Origin of the sequence: Streptomyces lasalocidi, from assembly GCF_005280215.1 — a bacterium.
GTDB lineage: Bacteria > Actinomycetota > Actinomycetes > Streptomycetales > Streptomycetaceae > Streptomyces > Streptomyces longwoodensis.
The window spans coordinates 6881284-6900362 of record NZ_SZNQ01000001.1; the positions used below are offsets into that span (position 1 = coordinate 6881284).

Sequence of the window (19079 nt, forward strand, 5' to 3'; positions counted from 1 at the left end):
TGTCGGAGTGGCGGGGATGATGCCGCTTCCAGGTCCGGCTGTGGCAATGCACGAGCGCAACTGGCTTATCCGGCGCGGATTTTTCTGCGTATAGGTAAATCGCATTCCCTTATGGAACGTGCGTCACACCCGAACTTAGGGTTCCGGCCAAGCGTGAGACGCCTTGGCGTAAACGCTCGCCATCCCGTCCGGGAAAAGCCCATATCCCCTCACATGGAGCCTCTGTGCGCAAAAAGATGCTGCTCATAGCCGCCGGTGTCGCGGCGACCGCTGTCGGCGCGATGCCGGCCACCCCCAGCGCCCTCGCCGCCACGTCGCCCGGGCCCACCCCCGCCGCCGGCCGTCTCATCGCCGCCGCCGAGCCTGTACCGGGCCGTTACATCGTGGTCCTCAAGGACGCCGGGCTGACGAAGTCCGCCGTCAAGGAGCGTTCCAAGGAGCTGACCAGCAAGCACGGCGGTCAGGTGCGCTTCACGTACGGGACCGTGCTGAAGGGCTACGCGGCGGCGATGAGCGCGGAGGACGCCCGCCAGACGGCCGCCGACCCCAGTGTCGCCTACGTCCAGCAGGACGGCATCTCCCACAGCTCCGGTACCCAGCTCAACCCGCCGTCGTGGGGGCTCGACCGGGTCGATCAGCGCGGCAACTCCCTCGACCAGAGTTACACCTACCCCAACACGGCTTCGAACGTCACCGCGTACATCGTGGACTCCGGTATCCGGATCGGGCACACGCAGTTCGAGGGCCGGGCGTCGATCGGCGCCAACTTCGCCACCGACTCCTACAACCAGACCTGCATGAGCCACGGCACGCACGTGGCCGGCACGGTGGCGGGCAAGGACTACGGCGTCGCGAAGAAGGCCAGCATCGTCTCGGTACGGGTCCTGAACTGCAACGACCAGGCCTACGACTCCGACCTCGTCAAGGCGGCGAACTGGATCACCGAGCAGGCCGCCAAGGACCCGAGCCGACGAGCCGTGGTCAACATGAGCATCAACAGCGGCGCCGGCACCACCGTGCCCGCCGAGGACCAGGCCATCAAGAACTCCATCGCCAACGGCGTCACCTGGGTGGTCTCCTCCGGCAACGCCAACAGCGACGCGTGCCAGAACTCGCCGGGCAACATCAAGGAAGCCATCGTGGTGAACAACGCCACCAAGAGCGACCAGCGCCGTTCCGACTCCAACTACGGCTCGTGCACCGACCTGTTCGCCCCCGGCACCGACATCCTCTCCGCGGCCCCCGGCAGTGACACCGCCACCACCACCATGACCGGCACCTCCATGGCCGCTCCCCACGTCACCGGCGCGGCCGCCCTCTACCTGTCCGCCAACCCCACCGCCACCCCGGCCCAGGTCCAGACGGCCCTCAACAACAACGCCACGTCCGGCGTCATCGGCGACACGCAGGGATCGCCCAACAAGCTCCTGTACATCGGCGGCGGCACCACCACCCCGCCCACGGGACCGCGCTTCGAGAACACCAGCGACTACACCGTCTCGGACAACGCCACCGTCACCTCCCCGATCTCGGTGACCGGCGTCAGCGGCAACGCTCCCTCAGCCCTGTCCGTCACGGTCGACATCCGCCACACCTTCCGCGGTGACCTGAAGGTCGAACTGGTCGCCCCCGACGGCTCCGCCTACCTGCTGAAGGACTACAACAGCAACGACAGCGCCGACAACGTCCAGGCCACCTACACCGTCAACGCCTCCAGTGAGGTGGCCAACGGCACCTGGAAGCTGCGCGTCACCGACAACTGGACCAACGACACCGGCTACATCAACGCCTGGTCGCTCCAGTTCTGATCACCCCGGAACGACCACTGACAGGGGGCGCCGCGCATCCGCGGCGCCCCCGCCGAGGAGATACCGCATGCCCCACGCCCTCTGGACCTTCGACGCCACCCCCGCCGCGGTGCGCACCGTGCGCGGCCGGATGTCCGAGATCGTGCGCGAGTGGGGCGCTGCACTGGACGACGACCAGTGCGCGCACCTGCGGCTGGTGGCCTCCGAACTGCTGACCAACGGCCTCCTGCACGTGGGCGGGCGCCTGACCGCCGAGATCACGCTGGACCAGCCGTACCTGATCATCGAGGTCACCGACGGCGACCCCCGCATGCCCCGCCGGGCGACCGCGCACCCGTACGCCGAGCAGGGCCGTGGCCTCGTCCTGCTCGACGCCCTGTGCCTGCTGCACGGATACGAACCCGTGGGCACCGGGAAACGCTGCTACGCCGTGCTGTCCCTGATCCCGCAGACGCCCGGCGCGGCGGGCCGGAATCCGCACCCCGAGGCTGGGCGCGCGCCGAGGCGGCACACCGACCGCTGGACCCTCACCCCGGCCGCCTACCGACTGCTGCGCCGGCTCAGCCACGCCGGCCCGGCGGAGTCGTGCGCGACGGGGCGGGAGCGGTGAGGGAGGCCGGGCGACGACACGCCGCCCGCGGCGGGGAAGCGAGCCCCTGCGGCTCGGAGTGACACGTTCCCGCAGGCGCCTGGCTCCTCGTACCTTCGTGGCGGCGGCCGGTTTTTGACGTATCCGTAGGAAGCGGGTTCCGGATGGGCGCCGAGAGCCTGCGGCACTACCTTCGACGTCGTCGGCCGACCGGCGTGGCCGCCCCACAAGGGCATGCCGGTCGGCCGTACCGCACATGGGCTTCGTGACCCACCTGTCGAACGCAGCCCGTTTTCGGGCGTCATCGAGCAGACGAACACCTCCGACTGGCCGACGGCCCGGAGGACTTCGAGCCGCAGTGCCACGGCTTCGGTCTGCAACTGCTGTGAGTCAGACGGCCGTCGGGCGCACCCTGGTGGCTCACCCGCTCGTAGGGGCATCGGGCCTTGCTTCACGGCCCTCGGCTCTTGTGAATCCACGCCGCCCGCGGCGGTGATTCGCGTCGCATAATCTTCCGCTTCTGCGAGCTGGGAGATATGGGGAAGGTCCTGCTCCGTCTCTGTATTCCTGCACCACCGTATTGGTACGGTGCCGGAATCGACTCGCGCGGACCCGTCATCCGGGCATGGGTGCGGGAATGCGTCGGCGGAATTCTCCCGCGTGGGTGACGCGGACTCCGTACTTCTCCCGCGCACCGGTGGCGAGTTGCTGAGCGCGACCTGTTCGGGGCGCGCCCGGAAGAAGGAGAGCGAGGGTGAGGACGTGACGCAGACGCGTGGTTCCGCTCTGCGGCCCCTGGCCCGCGTCCTCACCGACGAGCGAGCGGAACCCGTGCTGCTGTTCGTCGAAGGCGCCGCCGGCCAGGGGAAGAGTCACCTGCTCCAAGAACTGGCCGACCTGCCGGGGAGGACAGGCACGGTCCGCGTGCGGTGGCAGTGCGGAGCCGACACCGGACCATCGGACGAGGGGACGCCGACCCTGTGGCTGGTGGACGACGTCCACCGGGCGGACGAGGACGCACTGCGGCGGCTGCGCCGCGTCCTCGAGGGACTGGGGCCGGGCTCGGCGGCTGCCGTGGCCTTCCGGCCCGAGGAACTCCCCGTCCCCGGACTGCCGTTAGGTGGTCCGCCGATGACGTACCCCTCCCGGCTGACGGTGCTACGGCACCGGTTGACGCCCTGGGACGAGGAACGCGTCGGTCGGGCCGCCGCGGAGGTGCTGGGCGGGAAGTGCACGGCCGGGGCGGTGCGCAGACTGTACGAACTCACCGGCGGAGTGCCCGGGGTGGTCGTCGACCTCCTGGACGTACTGAGGGAATGGCATCCGGCGTCCACCGTCGCGGTTGCCGAGGTAGAAGCGGCCGGTGTGCCGACCCGTCTCGCGGAACTGGTGCTCAGCCGTACGCACGCACTGTCGCCGGAGGACCGGCCGGTGGTCTGGGCGGCCGCCGTCCTCGGTGATCCCGCCGGCCGGGACGAGCTGATCGCGGCGTCGGGTCTCGGAGCAGCGGCGGGGAGCGGCGCGTTGCTGCGGGCCCTGGAGGGGGCGGCCCTGGCCGAGCCGGCCGAAGGCCGCTACGGCTTCGCCGTCCCGCTGGCGGCACCGGCCGTCAGGGCCTCCGTGCCCGGCCCCGTCCGCCAGGACCTGCACGCGCGGGCGGCGCGTGCGCTGAGCCGCAGACAGCCCGTGCCCTGGGCCGGCGTGGCCGAGCACCACAGGGCGGCCGACGAGACCCGCAAATGGCTCAGAGCGGTGGAGAAGGCAGCCGAAGCGGCGGCCGCGTCCGGTCAGCACCAGCGGGCGATCACCCTGCTGGAGAAGACGCTGGCCACGCCCGGCCTGCCGCCGCAGAGCCGGGCCCGCCTCGCGCCGCTCCTCGCCCGCAGCGCGGTGACCGGGCTGCGCTCGGACCAGACCGTGGAGGTGCTCGCGCAGATCGTGCGCGACGCGTCCCTGCCCCCGGCTGTCCGCGGAGAGCTACGGCTCGACCTGGGTCTCATGCTGTGCAACCAGATGGGCCGGGGCCACGAGGGGCGCCAGGCGCTGGAGACCGCCGCCGCCGAATTGTGCGAGGTCCGGCCCGGTCTGGCCGCGCGTGCCATGGCGGCACTCTCCAGCGTGTTCTTCCCGGGCAGCTCCATCGACGCCGACCGGCAATGGATAGCCAGAGCCGTCGACGTCGCGGACGCGAGCGGGGACGAGGTCATGCGCACGGCGGTCCTGGCCAACCGGGCTGACCTCGCCTTGAGCTGCGCCGACCCGGGGGCGTGGGAGCTGGTCAAGGAGCTGTCCGCGAAGGACACAGATCCCGCGTGCGCCCGGCAGGCGGCGCGAGGCCTGTGCAACGCCGCCAACTCCGCGGTCTGGCTCGGCTTCCACGAACGGGCCGAGGACCTGCTCGCAGAAGGACTGGATCTGGCCGCGCGCAATGGCGCGCCCTACCAGGAGCACACCGCGCTGGGGGCACGGCTGCTCCAGGAGTGGTGGACCGGCCAGTGGCCGGGCTTGGCCAAGCGGTGCGAGGACTTCGTCGCCGCGACCGCCGACATGCCGTTCATCGCCTCCGACGCCTACGTCGTACGAGGTCTGCTCGCCCTCGCCCAGGGCGACTGGGGCGAGGCGGTGTCCTGGCTGTCCCAACGCGGGACGACCCGGGCCGAGAATCTGCCGGTGCCCCTGGCCGCGACGGCGGCCGGCGCCGCGATCCGGCTCTCCCTGGCCCGCCAGGACGTCCACGTCGCGGCGGAGCAGGCCCGGGCCGCCTGGACGGCCGTCGCGGAGAAAGGGGTCTGGTCGTGGGCAGCGGAACTCGCGCCGTGGGCAGTGGAGGCCCTGGCACGCACGGACGACAGGGCCGCGGCGCAGGGCATGGTCCGGGACTTCTCCCAAGGGCTCGGGCAACGCGACGCGCCCGCCGCCCGAGCTGCGCTCATGTGGAGCAGTGCCGTGCTCGCCGAAACCGAAGCGTCGTCCCAGGAGAACTCCGACCCGGTACGGCAAGAAGCATGGCAGCGGGCCGTTGAGCTGTACCGGCAGGCCGCAGCGGCCTTCACCGAGCTGCCCCGCCCTTACTCCCGGGCCCTGACGATGGAGGGCGCCGCCCGCTGCGCGCTCGCAGCGGACACCGAAGCGGAGCCCGACCCGCTCATGCAGACCAGCGTCATCGCCACGCCGCCGGACCCGGTGCCCGCTCACCTGTCGGCCGCGTGGGCGGTCACCGAGCTGGAGAGCTGCGCCGAATGCTTCGCCGAACTGGGCGCCGTCTGGGACGCGGCGCGGGCCAGAGCCCTGCTGCGCACGCGCCAGCCGGCGAAGAAGGGCCGCCCTCCCGGTCGGCCCTCGCACGCTGACGCCCTGTCCCCACGGGAGGCGGAGGTGGCACAGCTCGCGGTCTCCGGCCTGACCAACCGGGAGATCGCCGTCACCCTCCACCTCTCCCCTCGGACAGTGGAGCAGCACATCGCCCGCGCCATGCGCAAGACCGGTGCACTCTCCCGCCGAGACCTTGAGCACAGGCTGGGGCGCACGCCTGAGGGCGACACCGGATGACGGCCAGGGACCGCGAGGGCCCAGGGCGTCGACCGCGGAGCGACACGTTCCCCCCCCCGCTCTGCTTTTGCGTGTGCGTACCCGTGGCATCGGCCGGACTTTTTGTCGTATCCGTAGGAGCCGGGTTCCGGATTGGCGCCGACCATGTGCGGCACTACATTCGGGCGCGCCGACGCCGAGGAACGTGCACACCGGGGTTCGACATACGGCTGTGACGGACGCGCTGGTGTCTGGCCGTCAGACGTCTCGCTTGAACAGCCCTGGCTGCGATGGTTCAGGCTGGCTCCTCGACGGAGTGGGAGTCGGTGAGCGTGAGCGCACCGCCTGTCGCGATCAGACCGACGATCACTGCGAGTACGGCGTACGTGATCCGCTCGCCGTGGAAGAAGGAGTGCACGAGGTCGCTGCTCCACACGCCCGCGGGCAACTGGGTGGTGACCAGTGCGGCGATCAGGGTGCCGACGACAGCGGTGCCGACGCTGGTCCCGACCTCCTGAGCGGTGTCGTTGAGGGCGGTGCCGATCGACGTGCGGTTGGCCGGCATCGCGTCGACCAGGGCGATGGCGCAGATCGTCATCACGGTGCGCAGCCCGATCGTCATCACGACCATGGAGACGGCGATGGCGGCGTACCCGTGGTCGACGACCCAGGCCAGGCCGGCCAGGGCGGCGGCCAGACAGGCCGCGCCGACCAGGCAGGCGACCCGGTGCCCGAAGCGCTTGCCGAGCCATTCCGACAGCGGCGTCGCGACGATCATGGTCACGATGATCGGCAGGTTCGCAAGGCCCGCCCTCACGGGGCTCCATCCATAGGCGTACTGGAAGTGGAGGATCAGCCCGAACATCACGCCGGCCATCGCGATGGACGTGCCGATCTGAGCGATGGCCGCGCCGCGGACGGTTCCCCTGGAGAAGACTCTGAGGTCGAGCATGGGCGCGGCGCTGCGGCGCTCGTGCCGCACGAACGCGAAGCCGGCGGCCACGGCGCCGAGAATCGATGTGATGGTCGCCGAGGAGAGCCAGCCGTGCTCGACGCCGCTTGTCAGGGAGTAGCAGGCCAGGCCGATGGTGAGGACGCTCAGGACGGCGCCCGGCAGGTCGAGCCCGTCCTTGGTCAGGTCCTCGGGTTGGTCGGCGGCTACTCCGAGGCGCACCCCGATGGCCGCGATCAGCGCGATCGGCGCGTTGACCACGAGCAGCCACTCCCAGCGCACGTGAGCGAGGGCCGTGCCGCCCAGCAGCGGGCCGAGGACGAAACCGGACATGCCGACGACGATCATCAGGGTCATCGCGCGCATGCGCAGCGCCTGGTCGTCGAACAGCCGGAAGACGAGGGAGTTGGTGATAGGTGCCATGGCAGCGGCGGCGATGCCGAGCCCGGCGCGCAGCGCTATGAGCTGCCCTGCGGAGTTGACCGCGACGACGCAGAGGCTGAGCAGCCCGAAGGCGGCGAGGCCGACGAGCAGGACGCGGCGTCGACCGAGCCGGTCGGCGAGTGACCCTGCCGTGAGGAGGAGGCCGCCGAAGGTCAGTGAGTAGGCGCCGGTGACCCATTGCAGGGCGGTCGTGCCGCTGCCGAGATCGCGGCCGATGGTGGGGAGCGCGATGGAGAGCAGCGTGTTGTCGACCATCTCGACGAAGAAGGCCAGGCAGAGCGCGGCCAGGGGGATCCAGGCGGCGCGCAGCGACGGATAGGTCTGGCCCACAGGTGGAGCGGAATCGGTGACGGCGGTCATGGCTGGCCCCTTTCCGAGCGCCGTAACGAACGACGTTCGATAGTAGAACGTCGTTCGATGCTAGAACGTTGTTCGATGTGGAGGCAAGCTGTGATTGGATGGATGCCATGACAGGCCCGCGCACGCTTTCCTCGAGAGGCTCTCCCCGGGGGCGCAAGCGTGCTTCGCACTCGCTGGAGGCGGTCCTCAGCGCCGCCGTGGCCCTGCTCGACGAGGCCGGCGCACCGGCACTGACGTTCCGCGCGCTCGCCGCCCGCCTCGGCACCGGCGTCGGCACCATCTACTGGTACGTCTCAAGCAAGGAGGAACTGCTCGACCGCGCCACCGACCACGCGATCGGCGGGGTCCTCGCCCTCGTCGAAGGGCAGCCGCAGAGTGACGACCCCATCGCTGACCTCCGTGCGATGGCCATCACACTGTTCGACGCGATCATCGACCGGCCCTGGCTGGCGGCGTACTTCATGCGCAACACCGACGTGCAGGGCAACTCGCTGCGGCTGTACGAGAAGCTCGGCCAGCAGACCCTCCGCCTCCACCTCACCCCGCGGCAGCGTTTCCACGCAGTGTCCGCGATCACGAGCGTTGTCATCGGCACGGCCGCCGACCTGGGCGCGGAACTCCCGCAGGAAGTCCTCAATGGCCACATGGACCGCGACGCCTACCTGGACCGCTTCGCCGAGCAGTGGCGGTCGCTCGACAGCGCCGCATTCCCGTTCGTACAGCAGATCGCCGACGAATTCGCGGGACACGACGACAGGGACCAGTTCCTCGCCGCGCTGGAGCTGACGTTGTCAGGGCTCCGCCTTCAGGCCCAGTGGGTTCCTTGATCTGGACCGACGAAGGCACAGTGACTGCCGCCCTTCCGTAAGACGCGCGGGGGGTCTGGTCGTCTGCTAGGGAGCGTCAGCTCGACCGTGTGGCGATTCCGGACCTGCGCGAGCGGCTATTCGCGGCCACGGAACGGGTGGTGGCCCGCGACGGCGCCGCGGCCTTGACCAGCCGCGCGGTCACGGCGGAGGCGGACTGCGCCAAGAGCGTGCTGCACACACACTTCGCCAGCCTGGACGAGTTCATCGCCGAACTCGTCCTGGACCGTTTCCCCCGCAGCGCCCGCCAGGCTGGGGCGCTGGAGGCCAAGGTGGGCCGTGCCACGGTCGCGGAGAACCTCCAGGAGGTCGTCGGGGCCCTGCTGGACTCCCTGCCTCCCGCGGTGGTGGGCCTGGCGATGACCCGCCCCGCGGCCGCGTCGCACACCCGCGAGGGCCTGCAGTCCGGCGTGCCCGCGTTCGATGCGATCCAGCAGCACGTCACCGCCTACCTCCAGGCGGAACAGCACGCCGGCCGCATCCCCGCAGGCAGCGACGCCGCCACCATCGCGCTCGCCCTCGTCGGCACGACCCACCACCTGCTGATGACCCGCGACCCCGCACGGCCCACGGACACCGCGGCGACCGCGCAGCGGCTGCTGGCCGTGTTCCTGCCCTGCTGAGGCCCTGTCGGCACCCTGGGAGGCCGGCACCGGCAGCAGGCCTTCAGTTCCTCCTGGCCGCTGGTGTGTGGGTGCTACGCGTCGTGAAGTTCAGCGCGGACGCGGCGTGAGGGCTGAAAGGCATACAGATCGAGGACGCCGGGAGGCTCCGCCAGACCGGGGCCGCCCTCGCGGACCCAGGCAGTGATGTCGGCGACGGCGCCCGGGTCGTTGACCTGGCCGAGCCATACCGGCCGGCCTCCGGCCTTCCGTCCTTCAGCGGAGGGCTGGATCACGATGACGTTGGCTCGCTCACACGCGTCGAGGCAGTCGGTCCGCCGCACCGTGGCAACCCCTGCCAGTGCTGACCGCACCTCGGTGAGCTGCGCCTCGTGGTCGAGGCGGGGCACCTTGGCTGTCGTTCCGCAGCAGCATCCCCGGCAGACGGTGACGGTGCACCGGGCGCCGCCGGTCGCCTGTGAGGGGGCAGCGGTACGGTCGCGTCGGCTACGCCTGCTCATGAGATGTCCTTGGGGAGGTTGTGCGCCCAGGCGCGTTCGCGCAGTAGGCGCGGGCCGTTGACGCCGACGATGACGGTAGAGCCTACGTGGCGGACGACGCCGAGTGGCAGGCTAAGCGTGCCGATCAGGTCCCAGGCCAAGGGCACGGTGATGAAAACCCCCGGTGCGGTCTTCGCGGGCTGAAGTGCAGGGGGACGAGTATGTCGGGTGAGTACAGGCGGAGGGGCGGCTCCTCCAGGCCGTGGCTGGACGCACTGCCGTGCCGGCGGGGAGCTGGCCGGTCGGTGTGAGGCGTGTACCCGCACGGGTCCGGGTACTCCGGGGCCGTGAACGGGGAAGCGAAAGGCTGCCGTGATGGAACCAGTCCCGGTCAGTGTGGATGCGCCGGACGAGCAGGCGATGCAGACCACCATGGCTCTGGAAGGCAATGGAGCGAGCATTGCCCAGGCCCGCCACCTTGCCGCGCGGTTCCTCACCCAGGCCCAGGCCGCCCACGAGCTGCCTGTCTCCCAGCGCGCCGTCGACCTGACTCAGCTGGTGGTCAGCGAGCTGGTCACCAACGCCCACAAGCACGCGCCGGGCCTGGCGCTGATGCAGCTGCGGATCGTCGGTGATCTCGTCGAAATCATGGTGTGGGACTCCGCGTCACAGCTGCCGGTGGCCCGGACCGCGGACGCCGGCCGCGTGGGCCGGCACGGGCTGGAGATCGTGAAGGCGGTCGCCCAGGACTACGCGGTCCAGATGGAGCCGGTCGGCAAACGCGTCACCGTCCGTATCGCCCTGCTCGACGACCCCGGCGGCGCCGTCACCGGACGCGGCTCCCTTTGACCGACCACCTTGTGCCCTTCCGGGAGGCGCCCGGCGAGCCGCTCCTCGTGCGACAACTGGGCGGGCAAGCCCCCCGATGGGGCGGACGCCCTTCTCGCTACGGCGGCCTGGACTCGAGTGGGCCCTCGCCTCACCTTCGCCAGAAGAGGTGGTGCGTCACACCGCCAGGGCTGAGCACGACCTCCAGGTGGAACCGGTCGCGCAGCTCATCGGGGGATTCCCAAAGTCGCAGTCCGGACCCGAGCTTCACCGGCGAGACCGCCACATGCAGGGTGTCGACGAGGCCGGCATCGAGGAATTGAGCGTGCTCACCGGCACCGATTCCGTCACTGGAGTCGTTGAAGTTCCAAGGCGTGTCAGGAAGCGGCCCTGAGGGCCCAGCGCATCGCGGCGGCCGCCTGCCTCAGTGCCGCCCCGGCCGTGTACCTGCACGCGGCCGGGCAACCGGGCGTCACCAGGGCAGCGGCCCGTTCACGTCGACGTACGTGCCGGTCGGACCGTCCGGGCCCAGCAGGGCCATGCGGACGATGACCTCGGCGCCCTCCTCGACGGTCTGGGTGCCCGCGTGCCCGTTGAGGTCGGTCGCGGTGAAGCCCGGCTCGACGGCGTTGACGCGCAGCTCGGGGAACGCCTTCGCGTACTGGACGGTGATCATGTTCACCGCCGCCTTCGACGCGGGGTAGGCGACGCCCGGGTAGGCGAAGGCGGGGTCGCCCTCGGTGGTGACCCGGGTCAGCGAGGCGAGCCCGCTGCTGACGTTGACCACGACCGGTGCCGCGGACCGGCGCAGCAGCGGCAGGAAGGCGCGGGTCACCCGGACCACGCCGACGACGTTCGTCTCCAGCACGGTCCGCAGCGTCTCGGGGGTCAGGTCGGCCGGGCCGACGAACGCGTGGCCCTCGCCCCGCTCCTCGATGCCGGCGTTGTTCACCAGGACGTCCAGGCCGCCGCTCTCCGCCTCGACCGTCTTGACCGCGGCGGCCACCGACGCGTCGTCGGTGACGTCCAGCAGGACGGCCCGGGCGCCCAGCTGTTCGGCGGCGGCCCGGCCGCGCCCGGCGTCCCGGCTGCCGACGTAGACGGTGTGGCCCGCGGCGACGAGCCGGCGGGCGGTCTCGAAGCCGAGACCCTTGTTCGCTCCGGTGATCAGTGTGGTCGTCATGCGTCCAGCCTCGCGCCGGACGGCGTCCCGAGGCAGTGCCCCCGTGTTCCTGGGGGTGACAGGACCAGGCACGCCCGGCCGCGGGGAAGCGTGCCGCGCGGCACGCGTTCAGCGGTGCCCTGCAACCAGCTGGTGGACGACCCCTTGACGGGGCCTGGAGGCGGATCGACACTCGGAGGCGGGAATCCTAGTGAACAGGTAGGGAAACATGAGCCACGCGGAGCCGGTCACCACCCGGGCGAGCCGAACCGGCCGTACGACGTGGTCGTCACCCCTGCTCACCTCCCGCCGCCACATCGATCTGCAGCGCGTGTGCAGCGCCATCAGGGCCGCCCGGGTCTGACCCGGGTCCGTCCGGCCGCGCCCTGAGCGGGCGGCGAGACACAAGCCCCGGGGGACCGGGAGGACCGGGACCGCGGGGCCGGCCGTGACCGCGGGGCCCGCTGCGCGTCCGGACGACGACGCCGGTCGGGGGCCGCGCGCAGTGCGCCACCAGGGGCCTCCTCCGGTACGTCCGGGCCTGCCACCCTCTCCCGCAGCGATCCCGTCACGCGTCCGCGCCGTCCCGGGCGTCCGCGTCCCGCGCCGGTGCCGTCCGGGGCCGTCCTGTGCGTGCCCTGCCGTCCATGCACCGTCCGTCACCCGCAGCCGCCTGCCCCTCGTCGCCGCCGCCCTGCCGCCGAAGCCGTCCGCAGCCGCCTCCACCGCGCGTACCTCGCGTCGCGCCCGCCTTTCGGGGAGAGACATGTCCGTCACGCCACTGGCCGCCCATCACCCGTCCGACCGGCCCGGCCCCGCCTTCCGCGGGCGCATCGGCCGCGACGCGCGCAGCGGCCACTACGCCGTCCCGCGCCGCTACCGCCTGCACCTGTCGCCCGCCGACCCCGACGGGCTGCGCATCGCCGTCACCCACAGCCTGCTCGGCCTCGACACCGCCTGTCCCGTGACGGTCCTGCCCGCCGTCCCCGACTGTCCCGACGGCGGCCACTCCGCGCTGCGCCCGCTCTACGAGGCCAGCGCCCACCACTACACCGGGCCCGCCCTCGGCCCCGTGCTCAGCGACGACTGGTCCGGGCGGATCGTCTCGACCCACGGGCCCGACATCGCCCGCGACCTCGCCCGGCACTTCGGGGGCGGCCGGCCCTCGCTGTACCCGTGCGGCGCCCAGTCGGAGATCGAGGCCGTGCAGCGGATGTGCGCCCAGGGCGTCGAACAGGCCGCGCAGCGCGCCGGATCGGCCGACGCCGACCCGCGGGAGCGTGCCGAAGCCCTGGACACCCTGCTCGACACCCTCGACGTGCTGGAGCGCGGACTCGCCGCGCAGTCGTACCTGATCAGCGACCAAGTCACCGCTGCCGACGTCGAGTTGTGGGTCACGCTGGTGCAGCTCGACACCGTGCACCGGCACCACCTCGACGCCTCGGCCGTGCGTCGCGTCGCCGGGCACCCCGCCCTGTGGGCGTACGCGCGTCGCCTCACCGCGCACCCGGCCTTCGGCCGCCACCTCGACCTCGACGGCATCGCCCGCCGCCACGAGGCCCGTTGCCGGGGCCTGGAGGCCGCCGGTGCCGCCGTCCAGATCCTGGACTGGGCGGCCCTCGCCATGGACGCCGACCGCGCCCGGCCGCAGGTCGAACGGCCCTGAGCGGGTCCAACCCGTGGACCGGCGTTGACATCACGGGCGGGGACTGTCTTAACTTACGGCCCAGAACGGTCAAGAGCGTCAGCGACAAGCCCTGGCTTGCTGACCGGCAACCCTCGCACCGCGGTGGGGTGCCCCAGGTGACGACCGGACCGGACGACGGATTCGGTAAGCGCGAGAGCCCCGTACGGGGCCGGGACAGCCCCCGCACCAGGGGGCCGGAACAGAGACGGTGACCACGATGTACGCAGCCGACAGGACGGCCCCCCGCCGCTCCCGGGGCTGCGTACGGCCGTCCGCCGACCAGCCCGCCCCGCTCGTGGCCGACCGCGCCGTCGATCTGCTCCGGGTCAGCAGCGCACTGTGTACCGCACCGGGCCGCGCCCGCTGTCGGGGCTGACACCACCCCCGAGCCGCGTACCCGACGAACACCGCCCGAGCGGTGTGCCGTTGTCCGCCCCGCCCCGGTCGCCTCATCCCACCGTGCGCCGCGTCCACCGCCGCGCCGTCCGAGCGGTCCCCGCCGCCCGGCCGGCGCGCCGCGACCGTCCACGGTGAACCCCCGACCGGGGTGTCCGACTCCCGCCGGAGCCCCTCCATGAGCGAATCCCCGGCTGCCGTGTCCCTCGTCACGGCGCCACCCACCGACACACCGTCAAGACCGTTGTCGGCGCAGCGCGTTCAGCCGCTGCGCCGACCCGGGCGCTGGATCGCCACCGCCGTGGTCCTCGTCCTGGCCGCCCAGTTCGTGCACGGCCTGGTCACCAACCAGTTCTACCAGTGGGACCGGTTCGGCTACTGGTTCCTGCGCCCGACCATCCTCGACGGACTGCTGATCACCCTCGAGGTCACCGCCTGGAGCGCGGTCCTCGGCCTGCTCGGCGGGATCGTGTTCGCCCTGGCCCGGCTCTCCGGCAGCCCGGTGCTGCGGGCGGTCAGCTGGACCTACGTGTGGGCGCTGCGCTCCGTCCCGCTGATCGTGGTGCTGCTGTTCCTGTACAACTTCAGCGCCCTGTACCAGACGTTGAGCATCGGCGTCCCCTTCGGACCCGCGTTCGTCCGTTTCGACGAGTCGCGGCTCGCCACCGACATGGCCATCGCCGTCGTCGGCCTGAGCCTGCACGAGTCGGCGTACGCCGCCGAAGTCGTGCGCGGCGGCATCCTCTCCGTCGACCAGGGCCAGCACGAGGCGGCCGCCGCCCTCGGCCTGCCCAAGGGCTACCAGTTCCGCAGGATCGTCTTCCCGCAGGCGCTGCGCTCCATCACCCCGAACTACGTCAACCAGCTGATCAACCTGATCAAGAGCAGTTCGCTGGTCTTCTACGTGTCGCTGCTCGACCTGTTCGGCACGGCGCAGTCGATGGGCTCCACCTACCCCGGCGACATCGTGCCCCTGCTGCTGGTGGTCACCGTCTGGTACCTGATCCTCACCAGCGTCGTCTCCGTCATCCAGTTCTACGTCGAGCGGTACTACGCCCGGGGCGCCACGCGCACCCTGCCGCCGACCCCGCTGCAGAGGCTGCGCGCCGGCCTCACCGACGTGCGGGACCGCATCCGCAGGGAGGCCGCCGTATGACCACCGGGACCCTCGACCGGACGGCCGCGGCCGTCGAAGTGCACGACGTGCACAAGTGGTACGGCGCCCACCGGGTGCTCAACGGGATCGACCTGACGGTACGGCCGGGCGAGGTCACCGTCATCCTCGGCCCGTCCGGCTCCGGCAAGTCCACGCTGCTGCGGGTCGTCAACCACCTGGAGAAGCCCGAGGTCGGCTACGTCAGCCTTGACGGCGAGCCGATCGGCGTCCGCCGCAACGGCGACCGGCTGAAGGAGCTGAGCGAGCGCGCCATCCTCGCCCAGCGCAGCCGGATCGGGTTCGTCTTCCAGAACTTCAACCTCTTCCCGCACCTGACGGTCCTCGACAACGTGGCCGCCGCCCCCGTGGCGACCGGCAGGCTGAGCCGGCCCGAGGCCCTGGCCCTCGCCCGCGACCTCCTCGCCCGGGTCGGGCTCGCCGACAAGGCCGCCGCGTACCCACGGCAGTTGTCGGGCGGCCAGCAGCAGCGCGTGGCCATCGCCCGCGCCCTCGCCCTGCGGCCGGGGGTCATCCTCTTCGACGAGCCGACCTCCGCCCTAGACCCCGAACTCGTCGGCGAGGTCCTCGCGGTCATCAAGGACCTGGCGACCAGCGGCACCACCCTGCTGATCGTGACGCACGAGATCGGCTTCGCCCGCGAGGTCGCCGACCGGGTCGTCTTCATGGACGGCGGCCGCATCGTCGAGCAGGGCCCGCCCTCCGAGGTCCTCGACCACCCCCGGCACGAGCGGACCAGGGACTTCCTCAGCAAGGTCCTCTGACCCCACCGCCTGCCGCCCGCCCCCGCACCACCCCTTCTACCCCCCTTCCCGTCACTTTCTGCACTCATCTCAACGCATTCCGCAACGACAAGGAACAGCCATGCCCCGCCACTTCACCCGACGCAGCCTGATACGCGGCATCACCGCGGCCACCGCGGTCGCCACCCTCGCCACCGGGCTCGCCGCCTGCGGTGGTGACAGCGACGCCGCCACCACGACCGGCACCGCCGGCACGGTCACCGTGGGCAGACTGTCCAACGGCGCCGCCAAGGAGACCAGCCTGAAGGTCTCCGAGGTCAAGTCCATCAGCGCCGAACTGCCCGCCTCCCTCAGGAAGAGCGGCAAGCTGGTGATCGGCTCGGGCACCCTGCCGGCCGGGGCCCCGCCGCTCGGCTTCACCGGCAGCGACCAGAAGACCCTCACCGGCTCCGAGGTGGACCTGGCCCGCCTGGTCGCCGCCGTCCTCGGCCTCGAACCCGAGGTCAAGCGCTTCACCTGGGAGAACCTCTTCGTCGGCATCGACAGCGGCAAGGTGGACGTCGGCTTCTCCAACATCACCGACACCGAGGAGCGCAAGCAGAAGTACGAGTTCGCCTCCTACCGCAAGGACGACCTCACCTTCGAGACGCTCAAGAAGTCCCCGTGGACGTTCGACGGCGACTACCGGGCCCTGGCCGGCAGGACGGTGTCGGTCGGCGCCGGCACCAACCAGGAGCGGATCCTGCTGGAGTGGAAGGGCAAGCTGGAGAAGGAGGGCAAGAAGCTGACCGTCAAGTACTTCCAGGACTCCAACAGCACCTACCTGGCCCTCAACAGCGGCAAGATCGACGCCTACTTCGGGCCCAGCCCCAACCTCGCCTATCACGTCACCCAGAGCGCGGGCACGCCCAGCCCGACCCGCCTCGCGGGCCAGTTCTCCGGTGCCGGCGCCACGCTACAGGGCCTGATCGCCGCGACCGCCAAGAAGGGCAGCGGCCTCGCCAAGCCGCTCTCCGACGCGATCAACCACCTGATCGACAACGGCCAGTACGCCAAGTGGCTCACGGCCTGGAACCTCACCAGTGACGCCGTCACGAAGTCGGAGGTCAACCCGCCCGGGCTGCCGCTCGACAACGCCTGACCCGCGTCTCCGACCCGTCCGAGCCGAAAGGAACTCCGCCTCCGTGGACCAGCCGACCGACCTCCGCGGGGGCGGAGCCCTCCCCGTGACCGCCCCGCACCCCCTCGCCAACGCCGTGACCGCCCCGCACCCCCTCGACAACGCCGTCTGGGCGGCCCTCACCGGCCCCCACGCCCACCTCGCCGAGCGCCTGGGCCGGGCCGCCCGCTACCCGGCCGACGTCTACGCCTTCGCCGCCCTCGCCGACCCCGCGGACCCGGCCGCGTGGGCCGACCTGCACGCGCTCGCCGGGCCGGGAACGACCGTACGGGTCAAGCCCGTCGACGACGTGCCCGACGGCTGGGAGGTCGTCGGCGCCGGCCGCGGCGTCCAGCTCGTCGACACCGCCCTGCGCGCCGAACCCGCGCCCGAGGCGGTACGGCTCGGACCCGCCGACGTGCCGGAGATCCTCGACCTCGTCGCCCGCACCCGGCCCGGCCCGTTCCTCGCGCGGACCGTGGAACTCGGCACCTACCTCGGCATCCGGCACCACGGCCGGCTGGTCGCCCTGGCGGGCGAGAGGCTGCGGCTGCCCGGCTGGACGGAGATCAGCGCGGTGTGTACCGACCCCGAGCACCGGGGGAGGGGCCTGGCCACCCGGCTGGTCCGCGCCGTCGCCGCCGGCATCCGCGCACGCGGCGACGTGCCGTTCCTGCACGCCGCCGCCGACAACACCCCGGCCATCCGCCTCTACCGGTCCCTCGGCTTCACCCTGCGCCGCAGTTCGCGGATCGTCGTGCTGCGCACCCCGGGAACACCCAGCAGCCGCACGGGTGTTGCACCCCACGACACGCTGAGCGAGGTCGCGCCGGACGGCTCCGGCGCCCCGAGGACGGAGGTGACGGCGTGACCGGTGTCCCGCACGCCGCGCACCCGCCCACCCGGCCGCACCCCGCCCCGCACCGCGTCCCCGGCGCCCTCTGTCGCCCCTGAACCGGACTCCCTCCGCCCCCTCGCCCCGCGCCGCCCGAGCCCGCACGCGGCCGGCGACCCCGTACGGACCTCCAGGAAGGCACTGACGTGTCCCCCTCCTCCCCGACCTCCGCGATCTCTCCCGAGCAGCCCGCCTCCGCCCTGCACCTCGCCGTCGCCCTCGACGGCACCGGCTGGCACCCCGCCTCCTGGCGCGAGCCGGTCGCCCGCCCCCGTGAACTCCTCAGCGCCCGCTACTGGGCCGACCTCGTCACCGAGGCCGAGCACGGACTGCTCGACTTCGTCACCCTCGAGGACGGCCTCGGCCCCCAGTCCTCCCACTTCCTGGACCCCGACGACCGCACCGACCAGGTGCGCGGCCGGCTCGACGCCGTCCTCGTCGCTTCCCGCGTCGCCCCGCTCACCCGTCACATCGGCCTGGTGCCGACCGTCGTGGCCACCCACACCGAGCCGTTCCACATCTCCAAGGCGATCGCCACCCTCGACTACGTGAGCACCGGCCGCGCCGGCCTGCGCGTGCAGATCACCGCCCGGCCCAACGAGGCCGCGCACTTCGGCCGCCGCACCGTCGAGCGCATCGACTCCTACGACGCCCCGGTCCCCCCGGTGGTGAGCGACCTCTTCGACGAGGCCGCCGACCACGTCGAGGTCGTGCGCCGCCTGTGGGACAGCTGGGAGGACGACGCGGAGATCCGCGACGTGGCCACCGGCCGGTTCATCGACCGCGACAAGCTGCACTACATCGACTTCGAGGGCCGCCACTTCAGCGTCAAGGGCCCCTCCATCACGCCCCGCCCGCCGCAGGGCCAGCCGCTGGTCACGGCCCTCGCCCACGCCACGGTCCCGTACCGGCTGGTGGCCCGCGCCGCCGACGTCGGCTACGTCACCCCGCACGACACCGACCAGGCCCGCGCGATCGTCGCCGAGATCCGCGCCGAGCAGGACGCCGCCGGCCGCTCCGCCGAGCCGCTGCACATCTTCGGTGACCTGGTGGTCTTCCTCGACGACGACCCCGGCGCCGCCCGCGCCCGCCACGAGCGCCTCGACGCGCTCGCCGGTGAGCCGTACACCAGCGACGCCCTCGTGTTCACCGGCACCCCGACGGAACTCGCGGACCTGCTGCAGGAGTTGCAGTCGGCAGGACTGACCGGCTTCCGGCTGCGCCCCGCCGTCGCCGGCCACGACCTGCCCGCGATCACCCGCGGCCTGGTGCCCGAACTCCAGCGCCGCGGCGCCTTCCGCCGTGCCTACGAGGCCGACACCCTGCGCGGCCTGCTCGGCCTCGCCCGCCCCGCCAACCGCTACGCCGCAGCCTGAACCGGCCGGA

16 protein-coding genes, 1 pseudogene and 1 riboswitch are annotated in these 19079 nt (G+C 71.9%); of the genes and pseudogenes, 13 read left to right on the plus strand and 4 right to left on the minus strand.

Features of this window, described 5'->3' with window-relative positions:
* The first annotated feature begins 236 nt into the window (after positions 1-236).
* The 3 genes from E4U91_RS31075 (at position 237) to E4U91_RS31085 (ending at position 5946) form a co-directional block, all read left to right on the plus strand.
* The gene (locus E4U91_RS31075; protein WP_137311089.1) at positions 237-1808 is read left to right on the plus strand and encodes a S8 family serine peptidase; all 1572 of its coding nucleotides are present in this window, start codon (positions 237-239) and stop codon (positions 1806-1808) included.
* 67 nt (positions 1809-1875) lie between these two features.
* Positions 1876-2418, plus strand: coding sequence for an ATP-binding protein (locus E4U91_RS31080; protein WP_137309884.1), 543 nt, complete (start codon positions 1876-1878; stop codon positions 2416-2418).
* 741 nt (positions 2419-3159) lie between these two features.
* The gene (locus E4U91_RS31085) at positions 3160-5946 is read left to right on the plus strand and encodes a LuxR C-terminal-related transcriptional regulator (protein WP_137309885.1); all 2787 of its coding nucleotides are present in this window, start codon (positions 3160-3162) and stop codon (positions 5944-5946) included.
* Positions 5947-6220: 274 nt separating this feature from the next.
* On the opposite strand, the gene E4U91_RS31090 is transcribed toward E4U91_RS31085, so the two are convergent.
* The gene (locus E4U91_RS31090) at positions 6221-7681 is read right to left on the minus strand and encodes an MFS transporter (RefSeq protein WP_137309886.1); all 1461 of its coding nucleotides are present in this window, start codon (positions 7679-7681) and stop codon (positions 6221-6223) included.
* Positions 7682-7854: 173 nt separating this feature from the next.
* Here E4U91_RS31090 and E4U91_RS31095 point away from each other — a divergent pair, with 173 nt between their 5' ends.
* Positions 7855-8508: a TetR/AcrR family transcriptional regulator gene (locus E4U91_RS31095; RefSeq protein ID WP_137311090.1), complete on the plus strand. Its 654-nt coding sequence runs from the start codon at positions 7855-7857 to the stop codon at positions 8506-8508.
* Between the two features lie 89 nt (positions 8509-8597).
* Entirely contained in the window at positions 8598-9170 is a 573-nt protein-coding gene (locus E4U91_RS31100) for a TetR/AcrR family transcriptional regulator (RefSeq protein WP_137309887.1), read from the plus strand.
* 74 nt (positions 9171-9244) lie between these two features.
* Here the strand turns inward: E4U91_RS31100 and E4U91_RS31105 are convergent, their stop codons facing one another.
* Positions 9245-9670 (minus strand): (2Fe-2S) ferredoxin domain-containing protein, encoded by a 426-nt coding sequence (locus E4U91_RS31105; protein ID WP_137309888.1) that lies wholly within the window; start codon positions 9668-9670, stop codon positions 9245-9247.
* Between the two features lie 354 nt (positions 9671-10024).
* Here E4U91_RS31105 and E4U91_RS31115 point away from each other — a divergent pair, with 354 nt between their 5' ends.
* Entirely contained in the window at positions 10025-10498 is a 474-nt protein-coding gene (locus tag E4U91_RS31115) for an ATP-binding protein (RefSeq protein ID WP_241678746.1), read from the plus strand.
* Positions 10499-10628: 130 nt separating this feature from the next.
* Here the strand turns inward: E4U91_RS31115 and E4U91_RS39255 are convergent.
* Positions 10629-10802, minus strand: a pseudogene (locus E4U91_RS39255) (dihydrofolate reductase family protein); the annotation flags it as partial.
* Positions 10803-10949: 147 nt separating this feature from the next.
* Positions 10950-11660 carry an SDR family oxidoreductase gene (locus E4U91_RS31125; protein WP_137309890.1) on the minus strand — a complete coding sequence of 237 codons (711 nt, stop codon included), beginning with the start codon at positions 11658-11660 and terminating at the stop codon, positions 10950-10952.
* 208 nt (positions 11661-11868) lie between these two features.
* Here E4U91_RS31125 and E4U91_RS39665 point away from each other — a divergent pair, with 208 nt between their 5' ends.
* From E4U91_RS39665 to E4U91_RS31155, 7 genes are all read left to right on the plus strand, one after another.
* Entirely contained in the window at positions 11869-12003 is a 135-nt protein-coding gene (locus E4U91_RS39665) for a putative leader peptide (protein WP_277755350.1), read from the plus strand.
* A 402-nt stretch (positions 12004-12405) separates the two neighbouring features.
* On the plus strand, positions 12406-13305 hold the full coding sequence (locus E4U91_RS31130) for a glutathione S-transferase C-terminal domain-containing protein (protein ID WP_137309891.1): 900 nt from the start codon (positions 12406-12408) through the stop codon (positions 13303-13305).
* 67 nt (positions 13306-13372) lie between these two features.
* Positions 13373-13483: riboswitch (SAM riboswitch) on the plus strand.
* Between the two features lie 417 nt (positions 13484-13900).
* A complete protein-coding gene (locus E4U91_RS31135) occupies positions 13901-14878 on the plus strand; it encodes an amino acid ABC transporter permease (RefSeq protein ID WP_137309892.1) in 978 nt (325 codons plus the stop codon).
* Positions 14875-15660, plus strand: coding sequence for an amino acid ABC transporter ATP-binding protein (locus E4U91_RS31140; protein WP_137309893.1), 786 nt, complete (start codon positions 14875-14877; stop codon positions 15658-15660). The genes E4U91_RS31135 and E4U91_RS31140 overlap by 4 nt, the downstream gene beginning before the upstream one ends.
* A gap of 100 nt (positions 15661-15760) precedes the next feature.
* Entirely contained in the window at positions 15761-16780 is a 1020-nt protein-coding gene (locus tag E4U91_RS31145) for a transporter substrate-binding domain-containing protein (protein ID WP_137309894.1), read from the plus strand.
* Between the two features lie 43 nt (positions 16781-16823).
* Positions 16824-17669 carry a GNAT family N-acetyltransferase gene (locus E4U91_RS31150; RefSeq protein WP_137309895.1) on the plus strand — a complete coding sequence of 282 codons (846 nt, stop codon included), beginning with the start codon at positions 16824-16826 and terminating at the stop codon, positions 17667-17669.
* Between the two features lie 170 nt (positions 17670-17839).
* Positions 17840-19069 (plus strand): LLM class flavin-dependent oxidoreductase, encoded by a 1230-nt coding sequence (locus tag E4U91_RS31155; RefSeq protein WP_137309896.1) that lies wholly within the window; start codon positions 17840-17842, stop codon positions 19067-19069.
* The last annotated feature ends 10 nt before the right edge of the window (positions 19070-19079 follow it).

Bases quoted from the DNA above. Each gene is read 5' to 3' on its own strand.
- E4U91_RS31075 (WP_137311089.1), top strand. From the start codon at position 237: ATGCTGCTCATAGCCGCCGGTGTCGCGGCGACCGCTGTCGGCGCGATG.
- E4U91_RS31080 (WP_137309884.1), top strand. From the start codon at position 1,876: ATGCCCCACGCCCTCTGGACCTTCGACGCCACCCCCGCCGCGGTGCGC.
- E4U91_RS31090 (WP_137309886.1), bottom strand. From the start codon at position 7,681: ATGACCGCCGTCACCGATTCCGCTCCACCTGTGGGCCAGACCTATCCG.
- E4U91_RS31105 (WP_137309888.1), bottom strand. From the start codon at position 9,670: ATGAGCAGGCGTAGCCGACGCGACCGTACCGCTGCCCCCTCACAGGCG.
- E4U91_RS31115 (WP_241678746.1), top strand. From the start codon at position 10,025: ATGGAACCAGTCCCGGTCAGTGTGGATGCGCCGGACGAGCAGGCGATG.
- E4U91_RS31125 (WP_137309890.1), bottom strand. From the start codon at position 11,660: ATGACGACCACACTGATCACCGGAGCGAACAAGGGTCTCGGCTTCGAG.
- E4U91_RS39665 (WP_277755350.1), top strand. From the start codon at position 11,869: ATGAGCCACGCGGAGCCGGTCACCACCCGGGCGAGCCGAACCGGCCGT.
- E4U91_RS31130 (WP_137309891.1), top strand. From the start codon at position 12,406: ATGTCCGTCACGCCACTGGCCGCCCATCACCCGTCCGACCGGCCCGGC.
- E4U91_RS31135 (WP_137309892.1), top strand. From the start codon at position 13,901: ATGAGCGAATCCCCGGCTGCCGTGTCCCTCGTCACGGCGCCACCCACC.
- E4U91_RS31140 (WP_137309893.1), top strand. From the start codon at position 14,875: ATGACCACCGGGACCCTCGACCGGACGGCCGCGGCCGTCGAAGTGCAC.
- E4U91_RS31145 (WP_137309894.1), top strand. From the start codon at position 15,761: ATGCCCCGCCACTTCACCCGACGCAGCCTGATACGCGGCATCACCGCG.